A 23,597-nucleotide genomic window follows, 5' to 3' on the forward strand; every position below is an offset into this window, starting at 1 on the left:
TCGCCCCCGCCTTTTTTCAGCGCGGCTTCCGCGCCCGATCTTCGAAAACATCCGTTTGAATAATTCAAAACGAAGGTTTACTTTAGCTAGTGCGCCTCGCCCTGCGGCGTGAACTTCAGCTCAATCAGCGCAATGGCTTTCTGAATGGCGCGGCGGGTCACCGGATCGGCGGCAGCCGGATGGGTGGTGAAATCGATGGTTTTCAGCTGCTGCGACATTTTCTCACGCACTTCAACCGGCGCGATAACGTCAATGATGTCGAGGATTTGTTTGATCACCAGCTGGCAGGCGACAACGTCAGATACCAGTTCTTGATCGGCACTCAGGGATTCAGACATGGAAGGCTCCTTTCAGTAAGGACGCCATAGTAGCGGGAAGCGCTGCGAAAAGGTAGTTTGCCCGGCCTGCACAGCGTACATCAGATATAAAAAAACCTGCCGCAGCAGGTTTTTTTATCAGAACATCGCGCCAGGCGGGACGTCTTTGAAAGTTTTGCAGTAGGTTTCAAAAATGCTTTTCAGGATCTTACGCAGTTTCATCTTTTGCTCCGGAGAAATTTGTTATGCAGGTGTTATGTTTCTGTGTGCACATAATATGACCTGCATCACAAAAATCAACCAGTTTGTGAAGCCCATCACATTAAAAAACGCATTGATATTTTAGTTTTGTTAAAAAATGCATGATAAATCCGTAAGTTACGGACATTTCATTTCTGTAAAAATTTAAAATTTTTTTTAAAATGGCAGACCAAAAATGAGTGACAGCACCCAACCGGAGGCCAGACGCGGCGTTTCTCCCGCCGCGCTGCTGGTCGCCGGGGCGTTTTTTATGGAGTTTCTCGACGGTACGGTGATCGCTACCGCCCTGCCGGACATGGCGGAAAGTTTCGGCGTCGATGCCGTCGATCTGAATATCGGTATCAGCGCCTATCTGATCACCCTGGCCGTGTTGATCCCGGCCAGCGGCTGGATCGCCGACCGCTTCGGCGCGCGTAAAGTCTTCGCCTCGGCGCTGGCGATCTTCACCCTCGCCTCGGTGTTCTGTGGCCTCGCGGTCAGCGTGGAGTGGTTTGTCGCCATGCGTATTTTACAGGGCATCGGCGGCGCGCTGATGGTGCCGGTCGGACGGCTGGCAGTATTGCGCACCACCCCCAAGCATCTGCTGATCACCGCCATCGCCACCCTTACCTGGCCCGCCCTGGTCGCGCCTATCATTGGCCCGCCGCTGGGTGGCTTTATTACCAGTTTCGCCAGCTGGCGGTGGATCTTCTTTATTAACGTACCGCTGGGGCTGATCGCCATTGCGCTGGCGCTGCGCATCATTCCGGATATTCGCGAGGAGGAGCGGCGGCCTTTCGATATGCCCGGTTTCCTCTCCACGGCTATTGCGATGGTCAGCCTGGTGTATGCCATGGAATTGCTGGGCGCGCAGCAGCCGCAGGGGTGGCTGACGGCGGCGATGTTGCTGCTGGGCGCGGGCACGCTGTTTTATGCGCTGCGCCATTTTCAGCGCGCCCGCTGGCCGATGATACGTCTCGATGCCATGCAGGTGCCGACCTTCCGCGTGACCATGTACGGCGGTTCGCTGTTTCGCGCCTCCATCAGCGCCGTGCCTTTTCTGTTACCGCTGATGTTTCAGGTGGGCTTTGGTATGGATGCCTTTCATGCCGGGCTGCTGGTGCTGGCGGTGTTTGTCGGCAATCTGACGATAAAACCCGTCACCACCCCGCTTATTCGCTGGCTGGGATTCAAAAAACTGCTGCTGATCAACGGCGCGCTCAATGTGCTGGCGCTGCTGGCCTGCGCCTTCCTGACGCCCACGACGCCGGTGTGGGTGATCCTGCTGGTGCTTTATCTCGGCGGCGTCTTTCGCTCGGTACAGTTTACCGGCGTCAGTACCCTGGCCTTTGCGGATGTACCTTCAGCGCAGATGAGTTACGCCAATACGCTGTTCAGCACCGCGACACAGCTGGCGGTGGGGCTGGGCATTACGCTGGGGGCGATTGGTATTCGTATCGGCGAACGGGTTGGCGACTGGCTCTCGCTGGGAGAGGTGCCGGGGATCAGTTTTCGCCTGGCATTCGTGGCGATCGCGCTGATTTGTCTGGTGGGCATGGCGGATACGCTGCGGCTGACGAAAGATGCCGGCAGTGCGGTGTCGAATAAAAAGGGATAAAAAAAGGCCAGCGAACGCTGGCCTTTCGGGATGTTATGCGAGCATTTCACGTACGAAGGCTTCGATCTCTTTATCCTGGCAGTTTTCGAAGAAACACTCCTGGAAACGCTGACCGGAAACGGCAGTTTTCACCAGCTCCGGATCGATGGCGCGCAGGGTGTCCAGATAGTTGTCTTTCACCACTGCCGCTTTCACCTGATTAAGGATCCCGGCGTTACGCACCTGCGGCTCTTTACGCTCCGGCGGATACCCTTCGCCTTTGCGGCCGGTGAAGGCTTTTTCGAAGATAAAGCGCACGTTCAGCTCTGCGCCCCAGCCAAAACCTTTAGCGAACGGCAACGCCAGCGCGTTACCGTTGTTGATCTGCGCGAACAGGAAAGCATCTGCCGGATCGATGCAGTAGCCGCAGTTCACGCCCGGATGGATATTCAGCGACATCAGCGCGCCCTGACCGGTGCCGCACCCGGCAATCACGAAATCAACGGCTTTAGAGTTCAGCAGGATGCTGGCCATGATGCCTAAGTGGATGTAGGTCAGGTGATGGTCATTCTCGTCGCTCATGCCGACGTTGAAAACCGGGAAGTTCTTCTCATCCGCGACGGTTTTCAGCTCTTTAAGGATAATGGCGTTTTTGGCAGCCTGGCTGTTTTCCATCATCAGTGCAATTTTCATTGTGTCTTCTCCTGAAGCGTTGCGGGATGTCCCGCCGTGAATAGCGAACGTTTTAGAAACCTTACTACTAAGCAAACATACTTTCAAATTTAGTGAAAAATCGTTTTAAAAAGTTGCGAGGTGCTCACAGTTTTTCCCGCTTCGCTGGCCGTTACAATTAGTAAGGCCAGAAAATCCGGCTATTCAGGCTATTGGCGGGAAAGAGAGGTTGTAGGATGAGAACATCGAAACTGAATCAGAGCGATACCATGAAGAGTATGCTTTTAGCCGCCGCAGTCCTGCTGCTGGCAGGATGCACCATCACTAAAGAGCCGCAGGTTAGCGAGGTCATTCAGACCACCGGTGTGGTACGACTGAATTTTAACGAAGCCATGCTGCAAAATGCGCGCTTTGATGAGTATACCACCCACGGCACCGCCACGCGTCAGTGCCAGCAAATGGGCTATGCCACCGCCGCCGCGTACGGTCAGCCGATCCGTACCTGTAGTGTATTCAGCGGTTCACTGTGCCTTAATGAAAAAATCACCCTGCAATACCAGTGTCAGGGGCTGGCGCTGTCGCCTGCCGCCACCGGCTATTATTAATCTTTACCACCTGCGTTATTACGCAGGTGGCGCTTATTTATAATAAAAAGAATTATTCTCAGGTAATTTAACCTTCACATCTAATGCGTATTATTCACATTACCATTCAAATTAATTATTCTATTTTACCTTTTGCAAATAATTAAATAACAAATTATAGTGGCGCCATTATTCATTGCGCACTCCCTGGAGCCGTATCATGCTTAAAGCAGAAATGATCGAAAAATTAAATGAGCAAATGAATCTGGAGCTTTACTCCTCTCTGCTTTATCAGCAGATGAGCGCCTGGTGCAGCTACCACAGCTTCGAAGGCGCGGCAGCCTTCCTGCGCCGCCACGCGCAGGAAGAGATGACCCACATGCAACGCCTGTTTGATTATCTGGCCGATACCGGCAGCCTGCCGTGTATTAATACTATTCCATCGCCGGTTGCGGAATATGCGTCTTTAGACGATCTGTTCCGTTCCACTTATGAACACGAACAGCTGATCACGCAAAAAATTAATGAACTGGCGCACGTGGCAATGACCACGCAGGATTATCCGACCTTTAATTTCCTGCAATGGTATGTGGCCGAACAGCACGAAGAAGAAAAATTATTTAAATCCGTTATCGATAAATTATCGCTGGCGGGTAAAAGCGGCGAAGGCTTGTATTTCATTGATAAAGAACTATCGACCCTCGACGCCCAAAAGTAATACTTCCGGCGGTGACACTGTCACCGCCTTAAACCTCTGTAAATATTAAATTACACCATCTGTAACGCCTGTTTGACGAGACTGTCATTTTCCCTTACTCTGCGCCGCATATTCGAATGTGCAATGGTTTATGGGCAGAGGAAAGCGTGAAGAATCGGACGCTGGGTAGTGTTTTTATCGTCGCGGGAACGACAATCGGGGCCGGTATGCTGGCGATGCCGCTGGCGGCGGCTGGGGTGGGATTTGGCGTGACCTTAGTGCTGCTGTTCGGCCTGTGGGCGCTGATGTGTTATACCGCCCTGCTGTTGCTTGAAGTGTATCAGCACGTCCCTGCCGATACCGGGCTGGGCTCCCTGGCGCGTCGCTACCTGGGCCGCTACGGTCAGTGGCTCACCGGTTTCAGTATGATGTTTCTGATGTATGCCCTTACCGCTGCCTATATGACAGGCGCGGGCGAACTGCTGGCGGCAAGCCTCGGCTCCTGGCTCGACATCACCGTTTCACCGGTCGCCGGTGTGCTGTTGTTTACCCTGATTGCGGGCGGCGTCGTCTGCGCGGGCACGTCGCTGGTTGATCTGTTTAACCGCTTTCTGTTCAGCGCCAAGATCCTCTTTCTGTTGATCATGCTGGCGCTGTTAATGCCGCACGTACACAAAATCAATCTGCTGACCCTGCCGCTGGAGAAAGCGCTGGCGCTGTCGGCAATCCCAGTAATTTTCACCTCCTTCGGTTTTCACGGCAGCGTGCCGAGCATCGTCAGCTATATGAATGGCAACATCCGTAAGCTGCGCACGGTATTTATTACCGGCAGCGCCATTCCGCTTGTGGCCTATATTTTCTGGCAACTGGCGACGCTGGGCAGCATCAACTCCTCCACCTTTATGGGTTTACTGGCGGATCAGGCCGGGCTGAACGGGTTATTACAGGCGCTGCGGGAAGTGGTCGCCTCACCGCACGTTGAACTGGCGGTGCATCTGTTCGCCGACCTGGCGCTGGCCACCTCCTTCCTGGGTGTGGCGCTGGGCCTGTTTGATTACCTGGCGGATCTGTTTAATCGTCGCAATAACGTTGCCGGACGTTTACAGACCGGGGCGATCACCTTCCTGCCGCCGCTGGCTTTTGCCCTTTTTTATCCGCGTGGGTTTGTGATGGCGCTGGGTTATGCCGGTGTGGCGCTTGCCGTGCTGGCGCTGCTGATCCCGTCGCTGCTGGCGTGGCAAAGTCGTAAGCATAATCCGCAGACGAGCTATCGCGTCAGCGGCGGCAAGCCTGCATTAGCGCTGGTGTTTTTGTGTGGGATCGCGGTGATTGCCGTGCAGTTCTGTATTGCAGCCGGTTTGCTGCCCGAGGTGGGTTAATAGCGCTTCTTTTATTGCCGGGTGGCGCAGCGCTTACCCGGCAAGCTGGTGCAAGTGACTATCAGTGCAGGCAGCACTGCTTGAATTTTTTACCGCTGCCGCATGGGCAAGGGTCGTTACGGCCCACTTTTTCACCGGCGGTGAACGGCTTCGCCACTTCAATTTCCTGCTGATTGTCGGCCCAGTAGTCATACAGCGCCAGCGCCGCAGGTTTAATCGCCTCGATGCTTTCTTCAAAGGCTTCCGGCGTCATCTGCTCCACACGTTCGAAGTTCTCTTCTTTACCGTGCAGTTCAATGGCCGCCAGCGCTGGCTTTAACGGATCCGGTAAGGATGACCAGTCGCTCAGGCTGACGCCGCGCAGATAACCGAAGCACCACTCTTCCACAATGGTCAGCTCCTGATCTTCCACGTCGCGCGTTCCAAACAGCGGTTCAAACTGTTCCGGATACTCGGCCAGACGATCGCCGATATCGTCCATATGCTGGAAAGCGAGCATCATGAAACGCTCCATCTCCTTTTCCGACGACCAGTTCGGCACCTTGTCAGCACCGCCCCACAGCGCCACCAGCCACTGGCTCGGCTCAACCGGCACCGGCGAGCTTAGTACCGCAGTGAGTAAGCCATCCAGCTCTGAGACATCCATAATGGACGCCTCCGTACCGTACTTCATCAGTACGTCTTCCAGCCATTCCAGCTCTTTCTCGTTCAGGGGTCCGGTTTTCATTGTGCATATTCCTCGGTGAGGTGCGAAATACGCACCATAAAAAAGAAATTTTACCACAGGTGAGTAGCAAAATTATTGGCGATGCAGAGGTAACTGTGTTCTCCTTTCTACCCTGCACACACGGTTATGCCGATCGGTTTAAGGATCTCACACTATGTTCAACAGACACAGCCACCATTCCGCGGAATTCTGGCGCGATCCGGCGATGGAGCATGTAGAGACCCGTCGCGCCTGTCATAGCCGGGCGTGTTATAAGTCGCACAGTCATCCCACCTTTTCTATTGGCGCAGTGGATGCGGGCGGAAGTCATTTTACCGGCGTGTCAGGTGGCCCTTCTGCATTGCATCCCGGCATGATGGTGTTCATTCCGGCGGGCTGTGTTCACGCCTGTAATCCCCTGCCTAATGATTGCTGGAGCTATCAGATGCTGCATCTTGATGCCGCCTGGCTACGCCAGTTACTGGCAGAAACTGGTCCTTCCTCAGCAGGCCTTATTCGCGAAAATGAAATTCGCCTCACGGATAACCAGACGGTCTATGCCCGGTTTTGCCAGCTTAATGACACCCTCTTTTCAGCAGCCACTACGGAAGACAAAAATGCCGCGCTAATAGAATTTATCGGTGACTGCGCCTGTGAGAATGATCGGGTGGAAACTTTCGCCGCACAGCTACCCCAGGGCAACGGGGCACTGGCGCGGGTGATCAGCCAGTTGCAGGAAATCGAAACGCCCGCCCCTGCCGCTTGAAGATTTGGCGAAAATCGCCGATATGAGTCGGTATCAGCTTATCAGAGCTTTTCGTGCCGTCACCGGTATGACGCCGCACGCTTATCAGCTCAACAGGCGCGTGAATCAGGCGCGCCAGTGGCTGCAGTCAGGCAGTGAAATTACCGATATAGCATACCGACTGGGTTTTGCGGATCAAAGCCATTTTCAGCGCGTATTTAAGGCGCATACCGGCGTCACGCCAGGCTGTTATCGGGCCTGAGTCCCTGCAATTTTATTCAATACAATCATCCTGTCAGCCTGCACCCTGTAGGAAAAATTTCTTAGAGGGTGATGGCATGATGCAACAATTTCTTCTGGTGGCAACCGCACATTTTCTGGCGCTACTTTCCCCCGGCCCGGACTTCTTTCTGGTTGCGCGTACCTCAATTAAAGCGGGCTGGCGTCATGCCGCCTTTGTCTGTCTGGGAATAGCCGTCGCAAACGGGGTGTTTATTCTCGCGGCCTTCAGCGGGATCACGCTTTTCCGCTCGGGCAGCGCAGGGTTTATCGCCATTCAGCTCGCTGGCTGTGGCTATTTGCTGTATGTCGGCCAGCTTTTTATTCGTTTTGCTGGCGCAAGCTCCCTCACCGGACACAAGATGACTCCGGAAGCCGCTTTGACAGAGAAGACTGATCTCACAGATCGCTGGCGTGAATTCGGTATGGGCTTTATGTCGGGCATTCTCAATCCTAAAAATGCGCTCTTTTATGTCAGCCTGGCGACGTTAATCGGCGGTGCCGGTACTGCGCCCGGACTGAAAGTTGTCTATGGCGTGTGGATGTTCAGCGTTGTGCTGTTGTGGGATTTGCTGGTGGCGATCTTTATCGGGAATGATGCAGTGCTGCGCACTTTTTCGAAAGTGTTACCCGCTGTGGAGCGGATTTCGGGGGTGATCCTGATTTGTCTGGCACTGAGCGTTATTGTGATCAACGTGCTGCAACTGTCACGATAAGTTAGTGGGATGAGAGCAATCAGGTCAGAAACGGCAAATTTCAGGCATAAAAAAACCACCCGAAGGTGGCTTACACGACACTGCTTATCATTGATTTTATTCGATGTTTCCCATGGTACCCGGAGCGGGACTTGAACCCGCACAGCCATAAGCCGAGGGATTTTAAATCCCTTGTGTCTACCGATTTCACCATCCGGGCTCGGGAAGAAATTGGAGGCGCGTTCCGGAGTCGAACCGGACTAGACGGATTTGCAATCCGCTACATAACCGCTTTGCTAACGCGCCGAAAATCTTCAGGTCTTGCGACCAGCATCCGCAATATGCCGATGCTATTAACTGGAGCGGGAAACGAGACTCGAACTCGCGACCCCGACCTTGGCAAGGTCGTGCTCTACCAACTGAGCTATTCCCGCAATATCTTGTGATTAGCTAATCACTTGATTTTACTATCTTCTGGCAAGCAGTGCCGCCGTCTGATGCGATGCATTCTACTTACCTGACGCACTGAGTCAACGATATTTTTTCAAACTCAGGATCGTTTGCTGAAATTTACGGCGAAACGATCACGGTTCAAGCAAATCGCCGCGCGCGGCGTTTAAATATTGCAGCATAGACCACAGCGTCAGCACCGCAGCCACAAACAGCAGGCCTACGGCCGCGTATTCCGTAAGCTGGTTAGGACGCCACAGCAGCCCCACCAGCGCCACCATCTGCGCCGTGGTTTTCACTTTACCGATCCAGGACACGGCCACGCTGCTACGTTTGCCCATTTCCGCCATCCACTCACGCAGCGCAGAGATGATGATCTCGCGCGCAATCATAGTTGCCGCCGGTAAGGTTACCCACCATACGTGATAGTGCTGGACAACCAGCACCATCGCAATAGCCACCAGCACTTTATCGGCGACCGGATCGAGAAACGCGCCAAAACGCGTGCTCTGATTCCAGCGCCGTGCCAGAAACCCGTCAAACCAGTCAGTGATCGCCGCAAAGCAGAAAATCAGCGCACATGCAAAAGGAGCCCAGACGAACGGCAGATAAAATGCCACCACGAAGAACGGGATCAAAATGACTCGAAAAAGCGTTAGTAACGTCGGGATATTAAATCGCATAGTGACGGGTAACTGTCTGTTGTCAGTAAAAATTAGCTCTATGTTGCTACATAGCCCTTAATGTTTCAACGAGTAGTAGATCTTTTCTGCCAGGCCTTGCGAAATACCCGGCACTTTTGCAATTTCCTCAATGGTGGCATTGAGTAAACCTTGCAATCCGCCCATGTATTTCAACAACATTTGCCGACGTTTTGGCCCTACGCCCTCGATAGTTTCAAGCGTACTGGTATTTTTAACTTTTGCCCGTTTTTTTCGATGTCCGCTGATGGCGTGATCGTGTGACTCGTCGCGAATGTGCTGGATCACATGCAGCGCCGGGGAGTCCGGCGGCAGGTTAAAGCCCTCGCCTTCCGGTTCGAAGAACAGCGTTTCCAGCCCGGCTTTACGATCGGTGCCTTTTGCTACCCCCAGTAATAAGGGATGATGCTTATCCCAGGGAACGTCCAGTTCGGCAAACACCGCTTTTGCCTGGCCCAACTGCCCTTTCCCGCCGTCGATCAGCACCACGTCGGGAACTTTACTCTCCTCGATTGCCTTGCCGTAACGACGGCGCAGCACCTGGTTCATCGCCGCGTAATCATCGCCGGGGGTAATGCCGGTAATATTGTAGCGGCGATACTCGGCGCGCACCGGGCCATTGGCATCAAAGACCACGCAGGACGCCACCGTCTGTTCGCCCATGGTATGACTGATGTCAAAACACTCCATGCGCTTTACTTCCGGCAGCTTGAGCATAGCGGCGAGTGCCGTCATACGCTGATGAATGGTCGACTGCTGCGAAAGCTTAGTGCTCAGCGCTGTCGCAGCATTGGTGCGCGCCAGTTTCAGGTAACGCGCCCGATCGCCGCGCGGTTTGGTCTGCACGTTTACGCGCCGCCCCGCAACCGCCGACAGGGAATCCGCCAGCAGCGTTTTGTCCGTCAGATTAAAGTCCAGCAGGATCTCGGAAGGCAGCGTGCGCATCTGGCTACCCTGCAGGTAGAACTGACCGACGAAGGTTTCCACCACCTCGCCAAGCTCAGTGCCGCCCGGAACTTTCGGGAAATAGCTGCGGCTGCCGAGCACTTTCCCCTGACGAATAAACAGCACATGGACACAGGCCATGCCCGCATCAAAGGAGACGCCAATCACGTCCAGATCGTCGCCAGTATTGGAAACAAACTGTTTTTCCGTGACGCGTCTGACCGCCTGGATCTGATCGCGTATCCGCGCCGCCTGTTCAAAGTCCAGCGCCAGGCTGGCCTTTTCCATACGTTCGATCAGCAGGTTCAACACCTGATCGTCTTTCCCCGCCAGGAAAAGCCGGACGTAATCCACCTGCTGCGCATACTCTTCCTCGCTGACCAGTCCTGCCACACAGGGGCCCAGACAGCGGCCAATCTGATATTGCAGGCACGGGCGCGAGCGGTTGCGATAAACGCTGTTTTCGCACTGGCGGATGGGGAAAATCTTCTGCAGCAGCGCCAGGGTTTCGCGCACCGCATAGCCGTTCGGGAAAGGCCCAAAATACTCGCCTTTCGCATGCTTTGCGCCACGGTGCGTGGCCAGCCGCGGATGGGTATCGGCGCTCAGGAAAATGAAAGGATAGGATTTATCATCCCGCAGCAGCACGTTGTAACGTGGCTGATACAGTTTGATGTAGTTATGTTCAAGCAACAGGGCTTCAGTCTCGGTATGGGTAACCGTGACGTCGATTTGCTGGATTTGCGACACCAGCGCCTCGGTTTTCCGTGAGCCGACGTTGGTACGAAAATAGCTGGACAGCCGCTTCTTGAGATCTTTGGCTTTACCGACATAAATGACGGTACCGCCGGCATCATACATACGGTAGACGCCGGGTTTGCTGGTCACCGTGCTCAGGAAGGCTTTGGGTTCAAAAACTTCACTCACTGACTTGATAACGTCTCCGCATTACACAGACCATGTCGAATGGCCAGATGGGTCAGCTCAACATCGCCGTGAATGTTTAATTTACTGAACATCCGGTAGCGATAGCTGTTCACCGTCTTCGGGCTGAGATTCAGTTGCTCTGAGATCTCATTCACCTTCTGGCCTTTGGTAATCATCAGCATAATCTGCAACTCGCGTTCCGACAAACTTGCGAACGGCGATGCGGTTTTTTCCGGCTCAATCTGACTGAGCGCCATCTGCTGGGCAATGTCCGAGGCAATATAGCGCTGACCGGCATACACAGAGCGAATGGCGTTAACCATCTCTTTAGGCGCAGCGCCTTTACTCAGATAGCCAGCCGCGCCAGCCTGCATCACTTTCGCCGGCAGCGGGTTTTCAGTATGCACGGTAAGCATAATGACTTTGGTGTCAGCGGTTGAGCGCGCGATTTTACGCGTGGCTTCAAGGCCGCCAATACCGGGCATGTTCATATCCATCAACACGACGTCGACAGGATTAGCGCGACACCATTTAACAGCATCTTCGCCACAGCAAACCTCGCCGGAAACTTTTATACCCTTAATATCTTCCAGAATGCGTCGTATCCCTGCGCGCACCAGTTCGTGGTCATCAACAAGAAGGACGTTGATCAAAGGAAATCTCCAGAATAGGGATAACGCTACTTTCAGTTAATTCTGCACATATTACCGTTTTTTAGCGCAAGATAAAAATCCAAAAATGCGCAGGGTACGTTTTCGGTCAGGCAGGTGGAAACAGGACTGTACAATTTCCGGAAAGAAAAAGTGCTAAATGACGTCTAAAGTGGCCGATTTAAGCAGCGTTTATTCAAAGATTTAAATATCACCGGATAAACGAAGCGGTAATTAATGACTGTCATTTAACAATATTTAACCAGCGGGATACCGGCTATAAACATATATTGTGTAACAGATAATTATACTGTTTATCATTTATGGGATTAATTTGTTAAACGGCATCAATAACGATCAAAAAACAAGCACTGCTATTTTTTGCCGGCCTTGTGGTATACTCCGCCGCCTTCACATTCACTGGCGCATTCAGGCGCTGTTACATACCGAGGACGTTACATGAACACACCCGATTTCACTACTGCCGAAAATGGCCCTGAACTGGCTCAGGAAGTCTCCTGCATGAAAGCGCTGGTAACCCTGATGTTACAGGCGATGGGCCAGGCAGACGCAGGCCGGGTGATCCTGAAGCTGGAAAAGCAGATTGCCCAGATGGAAGATACGGCGCAGGCTGACGTCTTTGCTGCCACTGTTAAGCAGATTAAACAGGCTTACCGTCAGTAATAAAAAACCGGCTGACAGTGTGTTGCCCTGTCAGCCGGTGTAACGTTCGACACGCGAAACGTATCGTCTTTCAGATAAACCCTGTCGCCGCCGCATAGCAGGCTATCTGCGTTTTATTAGGCGCATTGAATTTTTTCTGCATATTTTTCTGGTGGAAGTTCACCGTATTCTCCGAGATGGACAGGATCATCGCAATCTCCGCCGAGGTCTTCCCTTCCGCTGTCCACTTCAGGATCTCGCGCTCGCGTTTGCTGAATTTCATCTCCGGCGCGGCCACCGTGTCATCATTCAGCTTGCTCAGCGTCAGCAGGCTCATCTGCACCAGAAATTGCAGGCGTAACTCAATCTCATCATCAGAGCGCGTTTTACCGCGCACATCGGTGCGGGATACAGAAAGAAAGCCCATCGCCCGGTTGGGCAGCATCAGGCACTGGGTGACACCCTTGCGCAGACCGTGATCGCGTGCGCCATCCCATAAAGGCTGGGCTTCGCTAAATAAACGATCGCTCCACGGCAGATGTCCCTGAATAAAATTCTCAGGCCTCAGCACCGGATCGATGGCGAAATAATTTTCCGCCTGATAATGCGAGGTCCATGCGACAGGGTAGGTGGTCTCCAGGGATAATTTTGGCCGCGTGAAAGGCACAGGATGCCGCACACAAAGTGAGAAATAATCAAATTCCAGCTGCTGCGTCTGACGCTGTAGCTCGTTATAAACCTCTGCCGCTGATGTCATCCCCTGAAAAAGATGCAGCAACTCCCGTCGCCAGGTGAAAAAGTCTGTCTCCTGCATATATACCGGTAAAACCCCTGCTTGTTATCATCATTATTATGAATGTATAAAACTAACACATAAAACTTATTTATAAATACAAAATAACGTCCTGGTGTGGAATAACCCGCATCTTATTGTCGATTCATTGTACTGGTCAGCATTAATAGCGGTATTTCAAATACCGCTTTAGAAATATTTAGAATAATTCAGACCAAAAGGAAATAATGAAACCGCCAGATAAAAAACTTAACTTAAGATAAATTAAAGCAGGATCGCCTGAGGCGATCCGCCTTTTTTATTGCATGAGGAATTTTTCGAGGAACTGCCGGGTTCGCGGCTGTTGCGGATTAGCAAACAGATCTTTTGCCGGGCCCTGTTCGACAATGCGCCCCTGATCCATAAAGATGGCACGATCGGCGACATCACGGGCGAAGCTCATCTCATGGGTAACGATCACCATGGTGCGCTTTTCCTGCGCCAGTTGACGAATGGTGCTCAGCACCTCGCCCACCAGTTCGGGATCGAGCGCGGAGGTCGGCTCATCAAAAAGAATCACATCCGGACGCATTGCCAGCGCACGGGCAATGGCCACACGCTGTTGTTGCCCGCCGGACAAGCGCTTCGGATAGCTGGTTTCCTTGCCGCTCAGTCCCACTTTCGCCAGCAGTTCCCTGGCGCGGGTGGCCGCCTCGGTTTTTTCTTCGCCTTTGACGATGACCGGCCCCTCAATAATGTTCTCCAGTACCGTGCGGTGTGGGAACAGATTAAAACTCTGAAAGACAAAGCCCACGCGCTGACGCAGTTCACGGATAGCCGCTTTTTGCGAACTGAGCGACCGCCCGGCATCAATGGCAATCTTACCTACCCGAATGGTGCCGCTTTCCGGCTGTTCCAGCAGATTGATGCTGCGCAGTAGCGTGGTTTTTCCGGATCCGCTTGGCCCGATAATCGCCACCACTTCGCCCTCTTCCACTTCGAGGTTAATACCGTGCAGCACCGTCTGGCCGTGAAACTTCTTCACCAGGTCTTTTACTTCAATCGCACTCATTTTGGATCACGCTCCTGGCGGTTAAGCTGATTTTCAAAATAATTTTGCAGCGCCGACAGCACCGTCGCCATCACCCAGTAAATCAGGGACGCGGCCAGATACATAGTGAACACTTCCAGCGTACGGGAGGTGATCAGCTGGGCCTGACGGAACAACTCCGGCACCTGAATGGTGGCCGCCAGCGAGGTGTCTTTCACCAGACTGATAAAACTGTTGCTCAGCGGCGGTAGCGCCACCCGCGCCGCCTGCGGCAAAATCGCCCGGCGTAGCGTCTGCCACGGCGTCATACCGATACTGGCCGCCGCTTCCCACTGACCTTTGTCGATGGAGGAAATAGCCGCGCGCAGCGTTTCTGAAGTATAGGCCGCGGTGTTGAGCGACAGGCCAATCATCGCCGCCGGAAGCGGATCCAGTTCGATCCCGAACTGCGGTAGCCCGTAGTAAATCATAAATAGCTGCGCGATCAGCGGCGTGCCACGGAAGACAGAGATATAAAAGCGCGCCAGCCAGCGGATCGGCAGCAGCGGCGACATGCGCATCAGCGCCAGAATAAAGCCCAGCAGCAGGCCAAAAAACATGCCGCCGATACTGAGCTGTAGCGTAAATACCGCCCCGCGAAGCAGGAAGGGCGCGGAGTCGATCACCAGTTGTATACTTTCTTGCATTATCGTTCTTCTGTTCGCAAATCAGACATGGGGGTGGTAGGCGAAAAGCGCCGGTGCGCCACCTGTGTGTATAAACAGAACCGGTCCCTGATCCTTAAAGCGATTCTGACTGATACCGTCAATCAAGCCCGCCATGGCTTTGCCGGTGTACACCGGATCGAGCAAAATGCCTTCCAGACGCGCCAGCAGTTTAACCGCTTCCAGCCCTTCCGGATTCGGCGTGCCGTAGGATGGCGCAAAATAGTCGTCCCACAACACAATGTCCGCGCGGGTCTGCACGTCCAGCAGGGTATCCAGTTCCTTAACCAGCGTGGCCACTTTCGGCTGCTGATCCGCCACGCTGCGCGATACCGTGACGCCAATCAGCTCCGCCTGCGGCATTAACTGCCCGAGGCCCACCGCCAGCCCGGCATGCGTCCCGGCGCTGCCGGAGGCCACCACCACCGAGGATATGTCCACCGTATCTTCGCACTGGCGGGTGATTTCCAGCGCGCTTTCCACATAGCCAAGCGCCCCCAGCGCGTTGGATCCGCCCACAGGGATCACGTAAGGACGAAAGCCCTGGGCTTCGACGCGCGTCGCCAGTTCATCCAGCTGGCGAACCGGATCGGTCAGCGCGTCGCACATCTCTATTTGCGCGCTGAACAGATCCAGCAGCAGGCGGTTGCCATTAGTGAGGTAGTTTTCGGCGCGGGTGCCAATGGGGTTTTCCAGCAGCGCCACGCAGTTCAGACCCAGCTTCGCCGCCACCGCCGCCGTCTGACGTACGTGGTTGGACTGGATGGCGCCTGCGGTCACCAGCGTATCGGCCCCTTCGCGCAGCGCATCGGCGGCGAGGAACTCCAGCTTACGCAGCTTGTTGCCGCCCATGGCAATCGGCGTCACATCATCGCGCTTGATGAAGATCTCGCGGCCCAGATAATCGGAAAAACGCGGCAGGTACTCCAGCGGCGTGGGCGCGCCGATAAATTCGAGGCGGGGAAAACGGGTTAAATTATGCAGGGACATGAAATCTCCGGTGCTGTGTAACGAATCATTCATTGATTATGCACGGTACGGCGCAATAAATAAAAAAGGCGCTCTAATCAGCGCCTTTTTCGTTAACTGCCGATGATTATTTCGTCACGTCAGCGCCAAACCACTTCTCAGACAGCGCCTTCAGGGTGCCGTCTTTCTGCATATCCGCAATGGCGGCATCGATAGCTTTCAGCAGATCGTCATCGCCTTTACGCACGGCCACGCCCGCTTCCTGACGGGAGAACGCATCGCCTGCTACCGCCAGCGTGTCTTTGGTTTTCTTCACCAGGTCCAGCGCCGCCAGGCGATCCACCAGAATGGCGTCGATACGGCCTACGCGCAGATCCTGGTATTTGGTCGGGTCATCGTCATAGGTACGAATGTCCACGCCCTGTACATTCTGGCGCAGCCACTCTTCATAGTTGGTGCCGAGGCCCACGCCGACTTTTTTGCCTTTCAGATCGGCTGCGGTTTTGATGCCGCTTTCGTTACCTTTTTTCACCAGCGCCTGAATACCAGAGATGGTGTACGGCGTGGAGAAGTCATATTTTTTCTTACGCTCATCGGAGATGGTGACCTGGTTAATCACCACATCAATGCGTTTGGAGTCCAGCGACGCCAGCATGCCGTCCCACTTGGTAGGCTTAAGATCGGCTTTTACGCCAAGATGTTTTGCCAGCTCCTGCGCAAACTCCACTTCGAAGCCAGTCAGTTTGCCGTCATCTCCCTGGAAGCTGAAGGGAGGATAAGTGCCTTCCAGCCCAACCAGTAAGGTTCCGCGTTCTTTAACTTTATTAAGCACATTATCTGCAGCGAACGTCGTCGCGCTCATACCTGCTACCAGCGCAACAGCCATAACGCCCATCAGCGCCTGACGACCTAACTGAACAAGTTTCATAGTCACCCCGAATAAGAAAATTTTCACGATAGTGCATGGTGTATGGCCTGTTGGTCAAACACCACTACGCTACATGTTATTCATTTTTAATATATATCAGAAGTTGCCTGAGGCGCGATTTTCTGTGCGGCAATAAAGTGGGATTGTGACCTGAACTGGGCGTACTTGCGCAGCGCAATCCGGTAGTTATTGGTGCTGGTCAACGGCAGCCAGGGTTCCAGGACTTCATCAAGGAAGCCATCAGCCAGCTGTTCGTGAGAAACATTATTTTCCGTAAGATGGTTGCCAAGACGGCGCAGGCGGACAACATACTCACGCACCGTGCCGTGGCTCATTTCGGTCTGCTCAAACAGATACTGTTTAAAACCGATAATATCGAAGAAATCGCTCTGCTCTTTGCAGTGCAAATCGCCGCAGAAACGACATAGCGCGACCCACTCTTGCTGTTCCTGTTGCCAGGCGGCTTCGTCCAGCAGGGTGTCGAGGCGCGAAATCGCGATTTTGTTAACGATCTCACCGCGACGCACCAGCGTGATGCGATCAAGCAGTTTGTGGCAATGCGCACAATGCGTCTGGCTGTGTTTAAAGTCTTTCAGGTAGCGGCTTAAGGGCCGTCTTTTAGCGTGCTGCACCGTCATGATAACTCCTGGTTGTCAATACGTTGTGCGGCATTCTTCAGGCGATAAACACGTGCCTATAACTTACCCAGCTTGGTACGTAAGCGCTTAATGGCCTGGCTATGGAGCTGGCTCACCCGCGACTCGCCGACTTCCAGCACCGCGCCAATCTCTTTGAGATTAAGCTCTTCCTGGTAGTACAGCGTCAGGACCAGTTGCTCACGTTCCGGCAAGGCTTCGATAGCCTCCATCACGCGATGGCGCAAATTGCTCTCCAGCAACTGGTGTAACGGGTTCTCCTGCTGGTGATCGTCGGTCACCAGCTCGATGCTATCGCCATGCTCTTCCCGCCACTCGTCATAAGAGAAGAGCTGGCTGTTATTGGTATCGAGCAACATCTGACGATATTCTTCGACAGGAATACTCAGCCGCTGCGCGACCTCGGTTTCCGTCGCGTTGCGTCCCAGTTCCTGCTCCAGCTGTCCCATCGCCTGTGCCACTTCGCGGGCATTACGCCGGACGCTGCGCGGCACCCAATCACGGCTGCGCAGTTCATCCAGCATCGCCCCACGAATACGCTGCACTGCGTAAGTGGTAAATGCCGTTCCTTGCAGAGCGTCGTACCGGTCAACTGCATTCAGTAAACCGATGCCGCCCGCTTGTAGCAGATCGTCCAGTTCCACACTCGCCGGCAGACGCACCTGCAGGCGCAATGCTTCATGACGCACAAGTGGTACATAACGCTGCCACAGCGAGTGTTTATCCATTACACCTTCAGCGGTATACATTGAATTCACGATAAACAGCCCTGCGTTAATGAGTTATCGGCATGATTATCCGATTCTGGAGGGCTTTTAATCGGATGAATAGTGGGTGAAATGGGCGGTTATTTGCCTTCATTAAGCCAAATCCTAAGCGCGGAAGCATAAAATGTACAAAAAATACCTGTTAATCAACAGCTCAGCTAAAAACCTGTTTTAGCTCACAATCCATAATAAAATTGCGCGTGTCATCGACAAAAAAATAGCGAACGGGGAACATTACCTTGCTTCCCCGTTTCATCTTTATGCGCTTACTGGTCAGACCGGAATAAAGTAAAAAACGGTTTCCAGCACCCCTTCGGTATAGTGGCGCAGATACAGCTTATAATCCGATCGGAACGAGAAGACCAGCTCAGGCAATTTCCAGTAATCATCAACCCGGTGATAGCAGCAAATCGCCAGCGCCGGATGATGCGTAATAATCGACTGGCGCGCGCCTTCCAGCGCCGCATATTCGTGGCCCTCTACGTCCATTTTGATAAAGGTGGGCGCTTCGGTTACCAGCGAATCAATGGTATCGACGTTAATAACGATATCGCCGTTATCATCAAGGTGTGACCAGCTGCCGGAGGAGGTGAATGTCAGCGTCTCTTTCTTATTTGAGGCACCGCACTGATGATAATAAATATCACGTTCGTTTGTTAATTTTTCCTTTATCACCGCCATCTGCCGCGGCTCAGGTTCAAACAGATCGACCCGATGATACGCCGGACAGCGGCGAATAAACTCGCGCGCCGTTTCACCGTCAAAACTGCCGACGTCGACAAAAACCGGTTTTTCCGTATGCAGATTAACAAAGGGTTCGAAATAGCTTTCCTGGGGGCGGAACGTAAACCAGGACATCAGGTTAAGATCCTCTTCCAGCCTGAATTTTACCAGCCGGGAAAAGGTTTCGCGTGAAATGTCATCCGCCAGCAAAGCCGCGATACGATCGTATTTCTCGCGATTGTTCCGGTAATCGTCCTGAAAGGCTGCGGATGAAACAAACGCGCCTTCTTTTAGCGGGAAATCAACGTAGTTTTTAAATGAAAAATAGTCGATAACCTGTCTGCCGCTGCTTTTCAGCAGGCGATCCACGCTCACCGGACGGCCATCGACAATTGCAGACAGCACGATGGCGTGCTGCGGAACATCAGCCATTTTTACCACCGGCAGGCCGGCAAATTCGCGCTCAGTGGTAAAATCATCAATAACGCCATCCGGCGTTATATATTCAGCGATGCTGGCCGCATAAGGCGTACGCCCGAAAATATAACGGGGAACCTCTCCCCGCATAAAGGCGTCGCAGAGTGGGCGAAGGTGCTCGCTGCATGTATTCGTCATGAAAACCTCATTCACAATCACTTGATATAAAAATCGACGGCGTCGACGTCGAGCACCAGCACATCTTCCCGCTGCGCGACATCAAGGCGCTCCGGGAAATAGTTATCGATAAAAATGGCCGGACCGCTGATATACGCCGATTTCTTTTCACCTTCTTTGAGGTGAATAATCTCATCGAACAGCAGCGGTGAAATTGCCGCGCGATGCAGGGTTTCAATCGGCTCATGTACATGGCGGGTAATTAAATAAAGGCGCTTGCCGTCTATCCGGCACTGATATAAAAACGCCAGCACCGTGGGATTCGGCTGGCCGTTGATGATCAGCGTATCGTCAAAATCGACATACACATGCTCATACTGCAATGCGGTATCAGCGCGTGTGCGGATGGCGCGCTCAACCAGCGTGACGTGCGGCGTTACCAGCGGCGACACGTCGCGCCCCATATAATCATGCAGCGCCATCAGCGGTAAATTCACCCCGCGGGCGCGTTGCGCCACCATGGTCCCCGCGACACGGCAGGAGATTTCCAGCAGCTTCCAGCGATCAAAGCGATCCTGTTTAAGCTGGAAGAACCAGGGGCCGCGCAGAGTTACGCGTTCATTGATCTCTGCAGCGATGGTGGCAATCTCATCATCCACAGGAAGCAAAGTGGAACGCATGGCGATCCCCGCTCTGATACGCTCACGAGTACGCGGCCCGGCCCACACCAGCTTGCCGTTGCGATCGGTAAAACAGTCGACGGTGACTTCCCGGCCCGGCAGATATTCCACGATCACCGGCATGTCCATCGTCGTTATCGCCTGCGCAAGCTGTTGCGCATCGGCGGCCAGCACCACGCCGTTACCACCCTGCCCGCAGTCGGGTTTGACAATCACCGGCCAGTGTTGTGGTTCTGCGCCCGGCGGATACATTTCAGGTACCCAGTCCGTACCCGCAAAAGCCTGATAGGTGAGACTCTTTCGCCGCGCCAGTTGGGTGGTATGCGGATCGCCGTTCACCAGATAACAGCCCGCTAATTCCGCCATGCCCGCGAGTTTTTCACAGACGGTATCATGGGTGGCGAAAATCACATCAATCTGTTGTGTTTTCAGCAGATCGCCAAAATAACCGTTGAATGCCGGATCGTGAATAAAAGGCACATCACCGATATAGTCAGAAAAATGAAAACGACCGTGATCTTCAACGCTGGACGCGCCAATTAAACGGTTAACGTGCAGGGAATAACGCAGTGACTGAGCTATCTCACCGGCATTTTCTGAACCGCAGGGAAACACCAGTACGTTTAATTTTTTCATTATTATTCAGTCCTTATCGCCATCTTCCACCACTGCCCTGACAATGTCGCTTAATTGCTGCATATCGCTTTCGCTGTAACGCTGGTCGCACGGCAAGGGAACCATATAATTGACAAAATTTGCTTCAATGCTGTCCGCTGTAACGCGATCCAGTACTTCCCGCCAGTAGGTCGCCACAAAGACGCCCCGGGCAATTAATGCCGCATGCAATGAGCGGGCAGGAAAATAAAACGGGTAACAAAAAGGGCCGCTGACGGGTAATGCAGGAAAGCGAAACGCATTCAGATCCGCAAGACGGGCGCGGAGCAGGCGATAATTTCGCTCGCGGATCTGCTGGATCTCGCGGTAATTTACCGCGCGCAATAACCTGTCGGTCAGTGCCGACATGCCGCTGGCCGAAATGGTGCTCAGCGCCGCTTCCGCCTGCAAAAACGCGCCATAGCCTGACCGGGTATCGTATTCATGCTGCAGCAATAAATGCGCGGTATGACTGTGCGTCTCTTCTGTCGGCTCATCCGCAGGCGGCAGGGTTATTGCCGTTTGCAGTAATCCCCCGTCGGCAACGCCAAAGAATTTACGCGGCGACCAGAGACAGGCCAGCGCCTTTGGCGGCGGGGAATAAAATCCCTGGGAGCGATCGATAATAACGCTTTGCGCCGGTAACAGGCGTAATAACCTTTCGCTCTGCGCCTCGCAGTGGCCTAAATAATCGACGTATAACAGACAGTCATCCACGCCGAATGCTTCAGATAACTGCGGAAAATAGTCGTCATCCAGCTGATACCAGATGATTTCCACGCCGGATGCCATCACCGCATCGATTACGCTCTGACAAATTAACACCGGCATCCAGAGCCGCTGCGGACAACGGGTCATCAGCAGGTGATAAAGTGCATTGCGGGCAGAGCGATATTGCCGTGCGTGCGGATAATAATGTGATTGCGGGGCAGGTAATTCTAACGGGAAATAGCCGCCGAAAGTTTTGGTTGTCATGGGCGGCTTTACTCAGTGTAGTGATAATGATCCAGCGCCTGGCGCACGGCATCCGGAGTGCAGTACATCAGCACGTCAATAATGGACAAATTCGGCACAAATTCAGGCGTTCCCTGATCATAGGCAACATTATTTGCCTGCAGAAAACGCAGGGCGATCCCTTGTGCCGCGAAAGCTGCGGCAGAATAGAGATGTCGCCCACCGGTACTGTTAACGTAGATATCGCCGCTCAGCGCGTTGCACATGCCGATCACTTTATTTTCGGCATTCTCCGTACGGTCATAGTCGAGTTCGGATGAGCGGATCAGCCGCCGCGTCAGGCCGAGATAAGCGAGGATATTTTCCATTCCCCGCTGGCAACAGGCGGTAATATCACGATCCTGATGCAGTAATACGTCCTCGATAAGCGGCATAACGTCAGAATACGCCGGGGCGTGCCGGTAACTCTGGCGCAGCGTCTTAAGCAGCTTCTCAACCTGAGTATCAAATGCCAGTTCGCCAATACGTTTATTGGATGACGCGCCGGGCACCGGCAGCGTAAAGCGCTGCGCCTGCCCCGCCGCTAACAACGTATTGCGGTTGATGTAGCCCTGTTTGATGTAGCAGGCATCGTCATAAAGCACGAAAACGTCCGCCTGCGCCAGCAGTTGAAAATAGCCAATCCACGGGAAAAGATAGGGCTGCATGATCGACACAATCATCTGCCTGCCCTCATCAACCGGCTTCGTCCATTTTAGGCTCCACGCCCACCAGCGCGGCGGATTTAATGATGTCGGCGATGCGCATCTGATCGTGACGCGCCAGATCCGGATAAATGGGCAGACAGAGGATCTCTTCCGCCACCTGATTGGCTACCGGCAGCAGCGATTTGGCGGCGCTGTTCAGCCCGCGATACATCGGGAAGCTACTGATCAACGGATAAAAATAGCGGCGCGACATGATGCCGTTTTGTTTCAGCAGCGCATAAAGCTCGTCACGCTTCAGGGGGTAATCTTTACTGATGCGCACCGGGAAATAGGCGTGGTTCCAGTCGGTGCTTTCCGGCACCGAGAGCAGCGTCATGCCCGGCACGTCGGCCAGCAGTTCGCGGTAGTACGCATCAATAGCCGCTCGCTTATCCAGCGCGTCATCAATATGCTGCAACTGCATTAGCCCAAAGGCCGCCTGCAGTTCGTTCATTTTGCCGTTGATTCCCGCCGCCACCACGGTGGTCTCATCGGCAAAACCAAAGTTTTTAAGGTAATCAATACGCTGCTTCATTTTGGCGTCACGACAGACGATCGCCCCGCCCTCAATGGTGTTGAATACTTTGGTGGCGTGGAAGCTCAGCACGGAAAGATCGCCGTGATTCAGGATGCTGTTGTCCTGCTGGCGAACGCCAAAGGCATGTGCGGCGTCATAAATCACTTTCAGGCCGTAAATATCGGCAATGCGCTGGATCTTGTCGACATCACACGGGATACCGTAGCAGTGCACCGGCATAATGGCGGTGGTCTGCGGGGTGATCAGCTCTTCGATGCGCTCGGGGCAGATATTAAAGGTTTTCGGATCAATATCCGCGAATACCGGCGTCAGGCCGTTCCACAACAGAGTGTGAGAGGTGGCGACGAAGGAGTATGGCGTGGTGATCACTTCCCCGGTCACGCGCAACGCCTGCAGAGCAGTTAACAGCGCCAGCGTACCGTTGGAAAACAGGCAGACGTGATTAACGCCAAGATACCGGGCAAGGGCTTCTTCAAGCTCCTGATGGAATTCGCCACCGTTGGTAAGGATCTTGTTCTGCCAGATTTTCTCGAGATACGGCATGAATTTTTCGAGAGGGGGCAAAAGCGGACTGGTGACAAAAATGTTATCGCCCATGAGCAAGCCTGCAAGGT

The 23,597-nt window shown here is 53.6% G+C and carries 28 protein-coding genes and 3 tRNA genes; 9 read left to right on the forward strand and 22 right to left on the reverse strand.

The window, feature by feature from the left end:
- Nucleotides 1-86 precede the first annotated feature (86 nt).
- Together BMF08_RS17920 and azuC are read right to left on the reverse strand one after the other, a co-directional pair.
- Nucleotides 87-338 carry a DUF2766 family protein gene (locus BMF08_RS17920; RefSeq protein WP_072568888.1) on the reverse strand — a complete coding sequence of 84 codons (252 nt, stop codon included), beginning with the start codon at nt 336-338 and terminating at the stop codon, nt 87-89.
- Nucleotides 339-455: 117 nt separating this feature from the next.
- Nucleotides 456-539: a stress response protein AzuC gene (azuC, locus tag BMF08_RS17925; protein ID WP_088218881.1), complete on the reverse strand. Its 84-nt coding sequence runs from the start codon at nt 537-539 to the stop codon at nt 456-458.
- A gap of 214 nt (nt 540-753) precedes the next feature.
- Here azuC and BMF08_RS17930 point away from each other — a divergent pair, with 214 nt between their 5' ends.
- A complete protein-coding gene (locus BMF08_RS17930) occupies nt 754-2,175 on the forward strand; it encodes an MFS transporter (protein WP_072568889.1) in 1,422 nt (473 codons plus the stop codon).
- Nucleotides 2,176-2,208: 33 nt separating this feature from the next.
- Here the strand turns inward: BMF08_RS17930 and BMF08_RS17935 are convergent, their stop codons facing one another.
- Entirely contained in the window at nt 2,209-2,847 is a 639-nt protein-coding gene (locus tag BMF08_RS17935) for an RpiB/LacA/LacB family sugar-phosphate isomerase (RefSeq protein ID WP_072568890.1), read from the reverse strand.
- Nucleotides 2,848-3,095: 248 nt separating this feature from the next.
- Between BMF08_RS17935 and yecR the strand changes: the two genes are divergently transcribed.
- From yecR to tyrP, 3 genes are all read left to right on the forward strand, one after another.
- Nucleotides 3,096-3,431: a YecR family lipoprotein gene (gene yecR, locus BMF08_RS17940; protein WP_072569470.1), complete on the forward strand. Its 336-nt coding sequence runs from the start codon at nt 3,096-3,098 to the stop codon at nt 3,429-3,431.
- A 199-nt stretch (nt 3,432-3,630) separates the two neighbouring features.
- On the forward strand, nt 3,631-4,128 hold the full coding sequence (gene ftnA, locus BMF08_RS17945; protein ID WP_072568891.1) for a non-heme ferritin: 498 nt from the start codon (nt 3,631-3,633) through the stop codon (nt 4,126-4,128).
- 146 nt (nt 4,129-4,274) lie between these two features.
- Entirely contained in the window at nt 4,275-5,486 is a 1,212-nt protein-coding gene (tyrP, locus tag BMF08_RS17950; protein ID WP_072569471.1) for a tyrosine transporter TyrP, read from the forward strand.
- Nucleotides 5,487-5,547: 61 nt separating this feature from the next.
- On the opposite strand, the gene BMF08_RS17955 is transcribed toward tyrP, so the two are convergent.
- On the reverse strand, nt 5,548-6,213 hold the full coding sequence (locus BMF08_RS17955; protein ID WP_072568892.1) for a YecA/YgfB family protein: 666 nt from the start codon (nt 6,211-6,213) through the stop codon (nt 5,548-5,550).
- 154 nt (nt 6,214-6,367) lie between these two features.
- On the opposite strand from BMF08_RS17955, the gene BMF08_RS17960 reads away from it, so the two are divergent.
- The 3 genes from BMF08_RS17960 to BMF08_RS17965 all read left to right on the forward strand — a co-directional run bounded on the left by BMF08_RS17960 (nt 6,368) and on the right by BMF08_RS17965 (nt 7,932).
- Complete coding sequence (locus tag BMF08_RS17960; protein WP_199775932.1) at nt 6,368-6,958, forward strand: AraC family ligand binding domain-containing protein; 591 nt, start codon at nt 6,368-6,370, stop codon at nt 6,956-6,958.
- A 22-nt stretch (nt 6,959-6,980) separates the two neighbouring features.
- Entirely contained in the window at nt 6,981-7,199 is a 219-nt protein-coding gene (locus BMF08_RS21495; protein WP_199775933.1) for a helix-turn-helix transcriptional regulator, read from the forward strand.
- Between the two features lie 76 nt (nt 7,200-7,275).
- Nucleotides 7,276-7,932, forward strand: a complete 657-nt coding sequence (locus BMF08_RS17965; RefSeq protein ID WP_234007190.1) for a LysE family translocator — start codon at nt 7,276-7,278, stop codon at nt 7,930-7,932.
- A 113-nt stretch (nt 7,933-8,045) separates the two neighbouring features.
- Here BMF08_RS17965 and BMF08_RS17970 read toward each other — a convergent pair.
- The 6 genes from BMF08_RS17970 to uvrY form a co-directional block, all read right to left on the reverse strand.
- Nucleotides 8,046-8,131: transfer RNA gene (locus tag BMF08_RS17970), tRNA-Leu, on the reverse strand.
- A 12-nt stretch (nt 8,132-8,143) separates the two neighbouring features.
- A tRNA-Cys gene (locus BMF08_RS17975) sits at nt 8,144-8,217 on the reverse strand.
- Between the two features lie 52 nt (nt 8,218-8,269).
- Nucleotides 8,270-8,345, reverse strand: a tRNA-Gly gene (locus BMF08_RS17980).
- A 150-nt stretch (nt 8,346-8,495) separates the two neighbouring features.
- Entirely contained in the window at nt 8,496-9,044 is a 549-nt protein-coding gene (gene pgsA / locus BMF08_RS17985; RefSeq protein WP_072568894.1) for a CDP-diacylglycerol--glycerol-3-phosphate 3-phosphatidyltransferase, read from the reverse strand.
- 57 nt (nt 9,045-9,101) lie between these two features.
- Nucleotides 9,102-10,934: an excinuclease ABC subunit UvrC gene (gene uvrC / locus BMF08_RS17990; RefSeq protein WP_072568895.1), complete on the reverse strand. Its 1,833-nt coding sequence runs from the start codon at nt 10,932-10,934 to the stop codon at nt 9,102-9,104.
- On the reverse strand, nt 10,931-11,587 hold the full coding sequence (gene uvrY / locus BMF08_RS17995) for a UvrY/SirA/GacA family response regulator transcription factor (RefSeq protein ID WP_072568896.1): 657 nt from the start codon (nt 11,585-11,587) through the stop codon (nt 10,931-10,933). The genes uvrC and uvrY overlap by 4 nt, the downstream gene beginning before the upstream one ends.
- Before the next feature lie 389 nt (nt 11,588-11,976).
- Here uvrY and BMF08_RS21500 point away from each other — a divergent pair, with 389 nt between their 5' ends.
- Nucleotides 11,977-12,084, forward strand: a complete 108-nt coding sequence (locus BMF08_RS21500) for a hypothetical protein (RefSeq protein ID WP_442778367.1) — start codon at nt 11,977-11,979, stop codon at nt 12,082-12,084.
- Nucleotides 12,044-12,268 (forward strand): DUF2594 family protein, encoded by a 225-nt coding sequence (locus tag BMF08_RS18000; RefSeq protein ID WP_072568897.1) that lies wholly within the window; start codon nt 12,044-12,046, stop codon nt 12,266-12,268. The genes BMF08_RS21500 and BMF08_RS18000 overlap by 41 nt, the downstream gene beginning before the upstream one ends.
- A 70-nt stretch (nt 12,269-12,338) precedes the next feature.
- Here BMF08_RS18000 and sdiA read toward each other — a convergent pair whose 3' ends face one another.
- The 12 genes from sdiA to BMF08_RS18060 form a co-directional block, all read right to left on the reverse strand.
- On the reverse strand, nt 12,339-13,061 hold the full coding sequence (gene sdiA, locus BMF08_RS18005; RefSeq protein WP_072568898.1) for a transcriptional regulator SdiA: 723 nt from the start codon (nt 13,059-13,061) through the stop codon (nt 12,339-12,341).
- 277 nt (nt 13,062-13,338) lie between these two features.
- Entirely contained in the window at nt 13,339-14,091 is a 753-nt protein-coding gene (gene tcyN, locus BMF08_RS18010; protein ID WP_072568899.1) for an L-cystine ABC transporter ATP-binding protein TcyN, read from the reverse strand.
- Nucleotides 14,088-14,756, reverse strand: coding sequence for a cystine ABC transporter permease (tcyL, locus tag BMF08_RS18015; RefSeq protein WP_072568900.1), 669 nt, complete (start codon nt 14,754-14,756; stop codon nt 14,088-14,090). The genes tcyN and tcyL overlap by 4 nt, the downstream gene beginning before the upstream one ends.
- Nucleotides 14,757-14,777: 21 nt before the next feature.
- Nucleotides 14,778-15,764, reverse strand: a complete 987-nt coding sequence (gene dcyD, locus BMF08_RS18020) for a D-cysteine desulfhydrase (RefSeq protein ID WP_072568901.1) — start codon at nt 15,762-15,764, stop codon at nt 14,778-14,780.
- Between the two features lie 106 nt (nt 15,765-15,870).
- The gene (tcyJ, locus tag BMF08_RS18025) at nt 15,871-16,671 is read right to left on the reverse strand and encodes a cystine ABC transporter substrate-binding protein (RefSeq protein ID WP_072569473.1); all 801 of its coding nucleotides are present in this window, start codon (nt 16,669-16,671) and stop codon (nt 15,871-15,873) included.
- A gap of 86 nt (nt 16,672-16,757) precedes the next feature.
- Nucleotides 16,758-17,309, reverse strand: coding sequence for a flagella biosynthesis regulatory protein FliZ (gene fliZ / locus BMF08_RS18030; RefSeq protein WP_072568902.1), 552 nt, complete (start codon nt 17,307-17,309; stop codon nt 16,758-16,760).
- 56 nt (nt 17,310-17,365) lie between these two features.
- The gene (locus BMF08_RS18035; protein WP_072568903.1) at nt 17,366-18,085 is read right to left on the reverse strand and encodes an RNA polymerase sigma factor FliA; all 720 of its coding nucleotides are present in this window, start codon (nt 18,083-18,085) and stop codon (nt 17,366-17,368) included.
- A 282-nt stretch (nt 18,086-18,367) separates the two neighbouring features.
- A complete protein-coding gene (locus tag BMF08_RS18040) occupies nt 18,368-19,432 on the reverse strand; it encodes an FkbM family methyltransferase (RefSeq protein ID WP_083580934.1) in 1,065 nt (354 codons plus the stop codon).
- A 17-nt stretch (nt 19,433-19,449) separates the two neighbouring features.
- On the reverse strand, nt 19,450-20,727 hold the full coding sequence (locus BMF08_RS18045; RefSeq protein WP_072568905.1) for an ATP-grasp domain-containing protein: 1,278 nt from the start codon (nt 20,725-20,727) through the stop codon (nt 19,450-19,452).
- Nucleotides 20,728-20,733: 6 nt separating this feature from the next.
- Complete coding sequence (locus BMF08_RS18050; protein ID WP_072568906.1) at nt 20,734-21,720, reverse strand: hypothetical protein; 987 nt, start codon at nt 21,718-21,720, stop codon at nt 20,734-20,736.
- 8 nt (nt 21,721-21,728) lie between these two features.
- A complete protein-coding gene (locus BMF08_RS18055; RefSeq protein WP_072568907.1) occupies nt 21,729-22,421 on the reverse strand; it encodes a WbqC family protein in 693 nt (230 codons plus the stop codon).
- A gap of 13 nt (nt 22,422-22,434) precedes the next feature.
- The gene (locus BMF08_RS18060) at nt 22,435-23,580 is read right to left on the reverse strand and encodes a DegT/DnrJ/EryC1/StrS family aminotransferase (protein WP_072568908.1); all 1,146 of its coding nucleotides are present in this window, start codon (nt 23,578-23,580) and stop codon (nt 22,435-22,437) included.
- Nucleotides 23,581-23,597 lie beyond the last annotated feature (17 nt).

The sequence above is a fragment of the Enterobacter sp. SA187 genome, assembly GCF_001888805.2.
Classification (GTDB): domain Bacteria; phylum Pseudomonadota; class Gammaproteobacteria; order Enterobacterales; family Enterobacteriaceae; genus Enterobacter_D.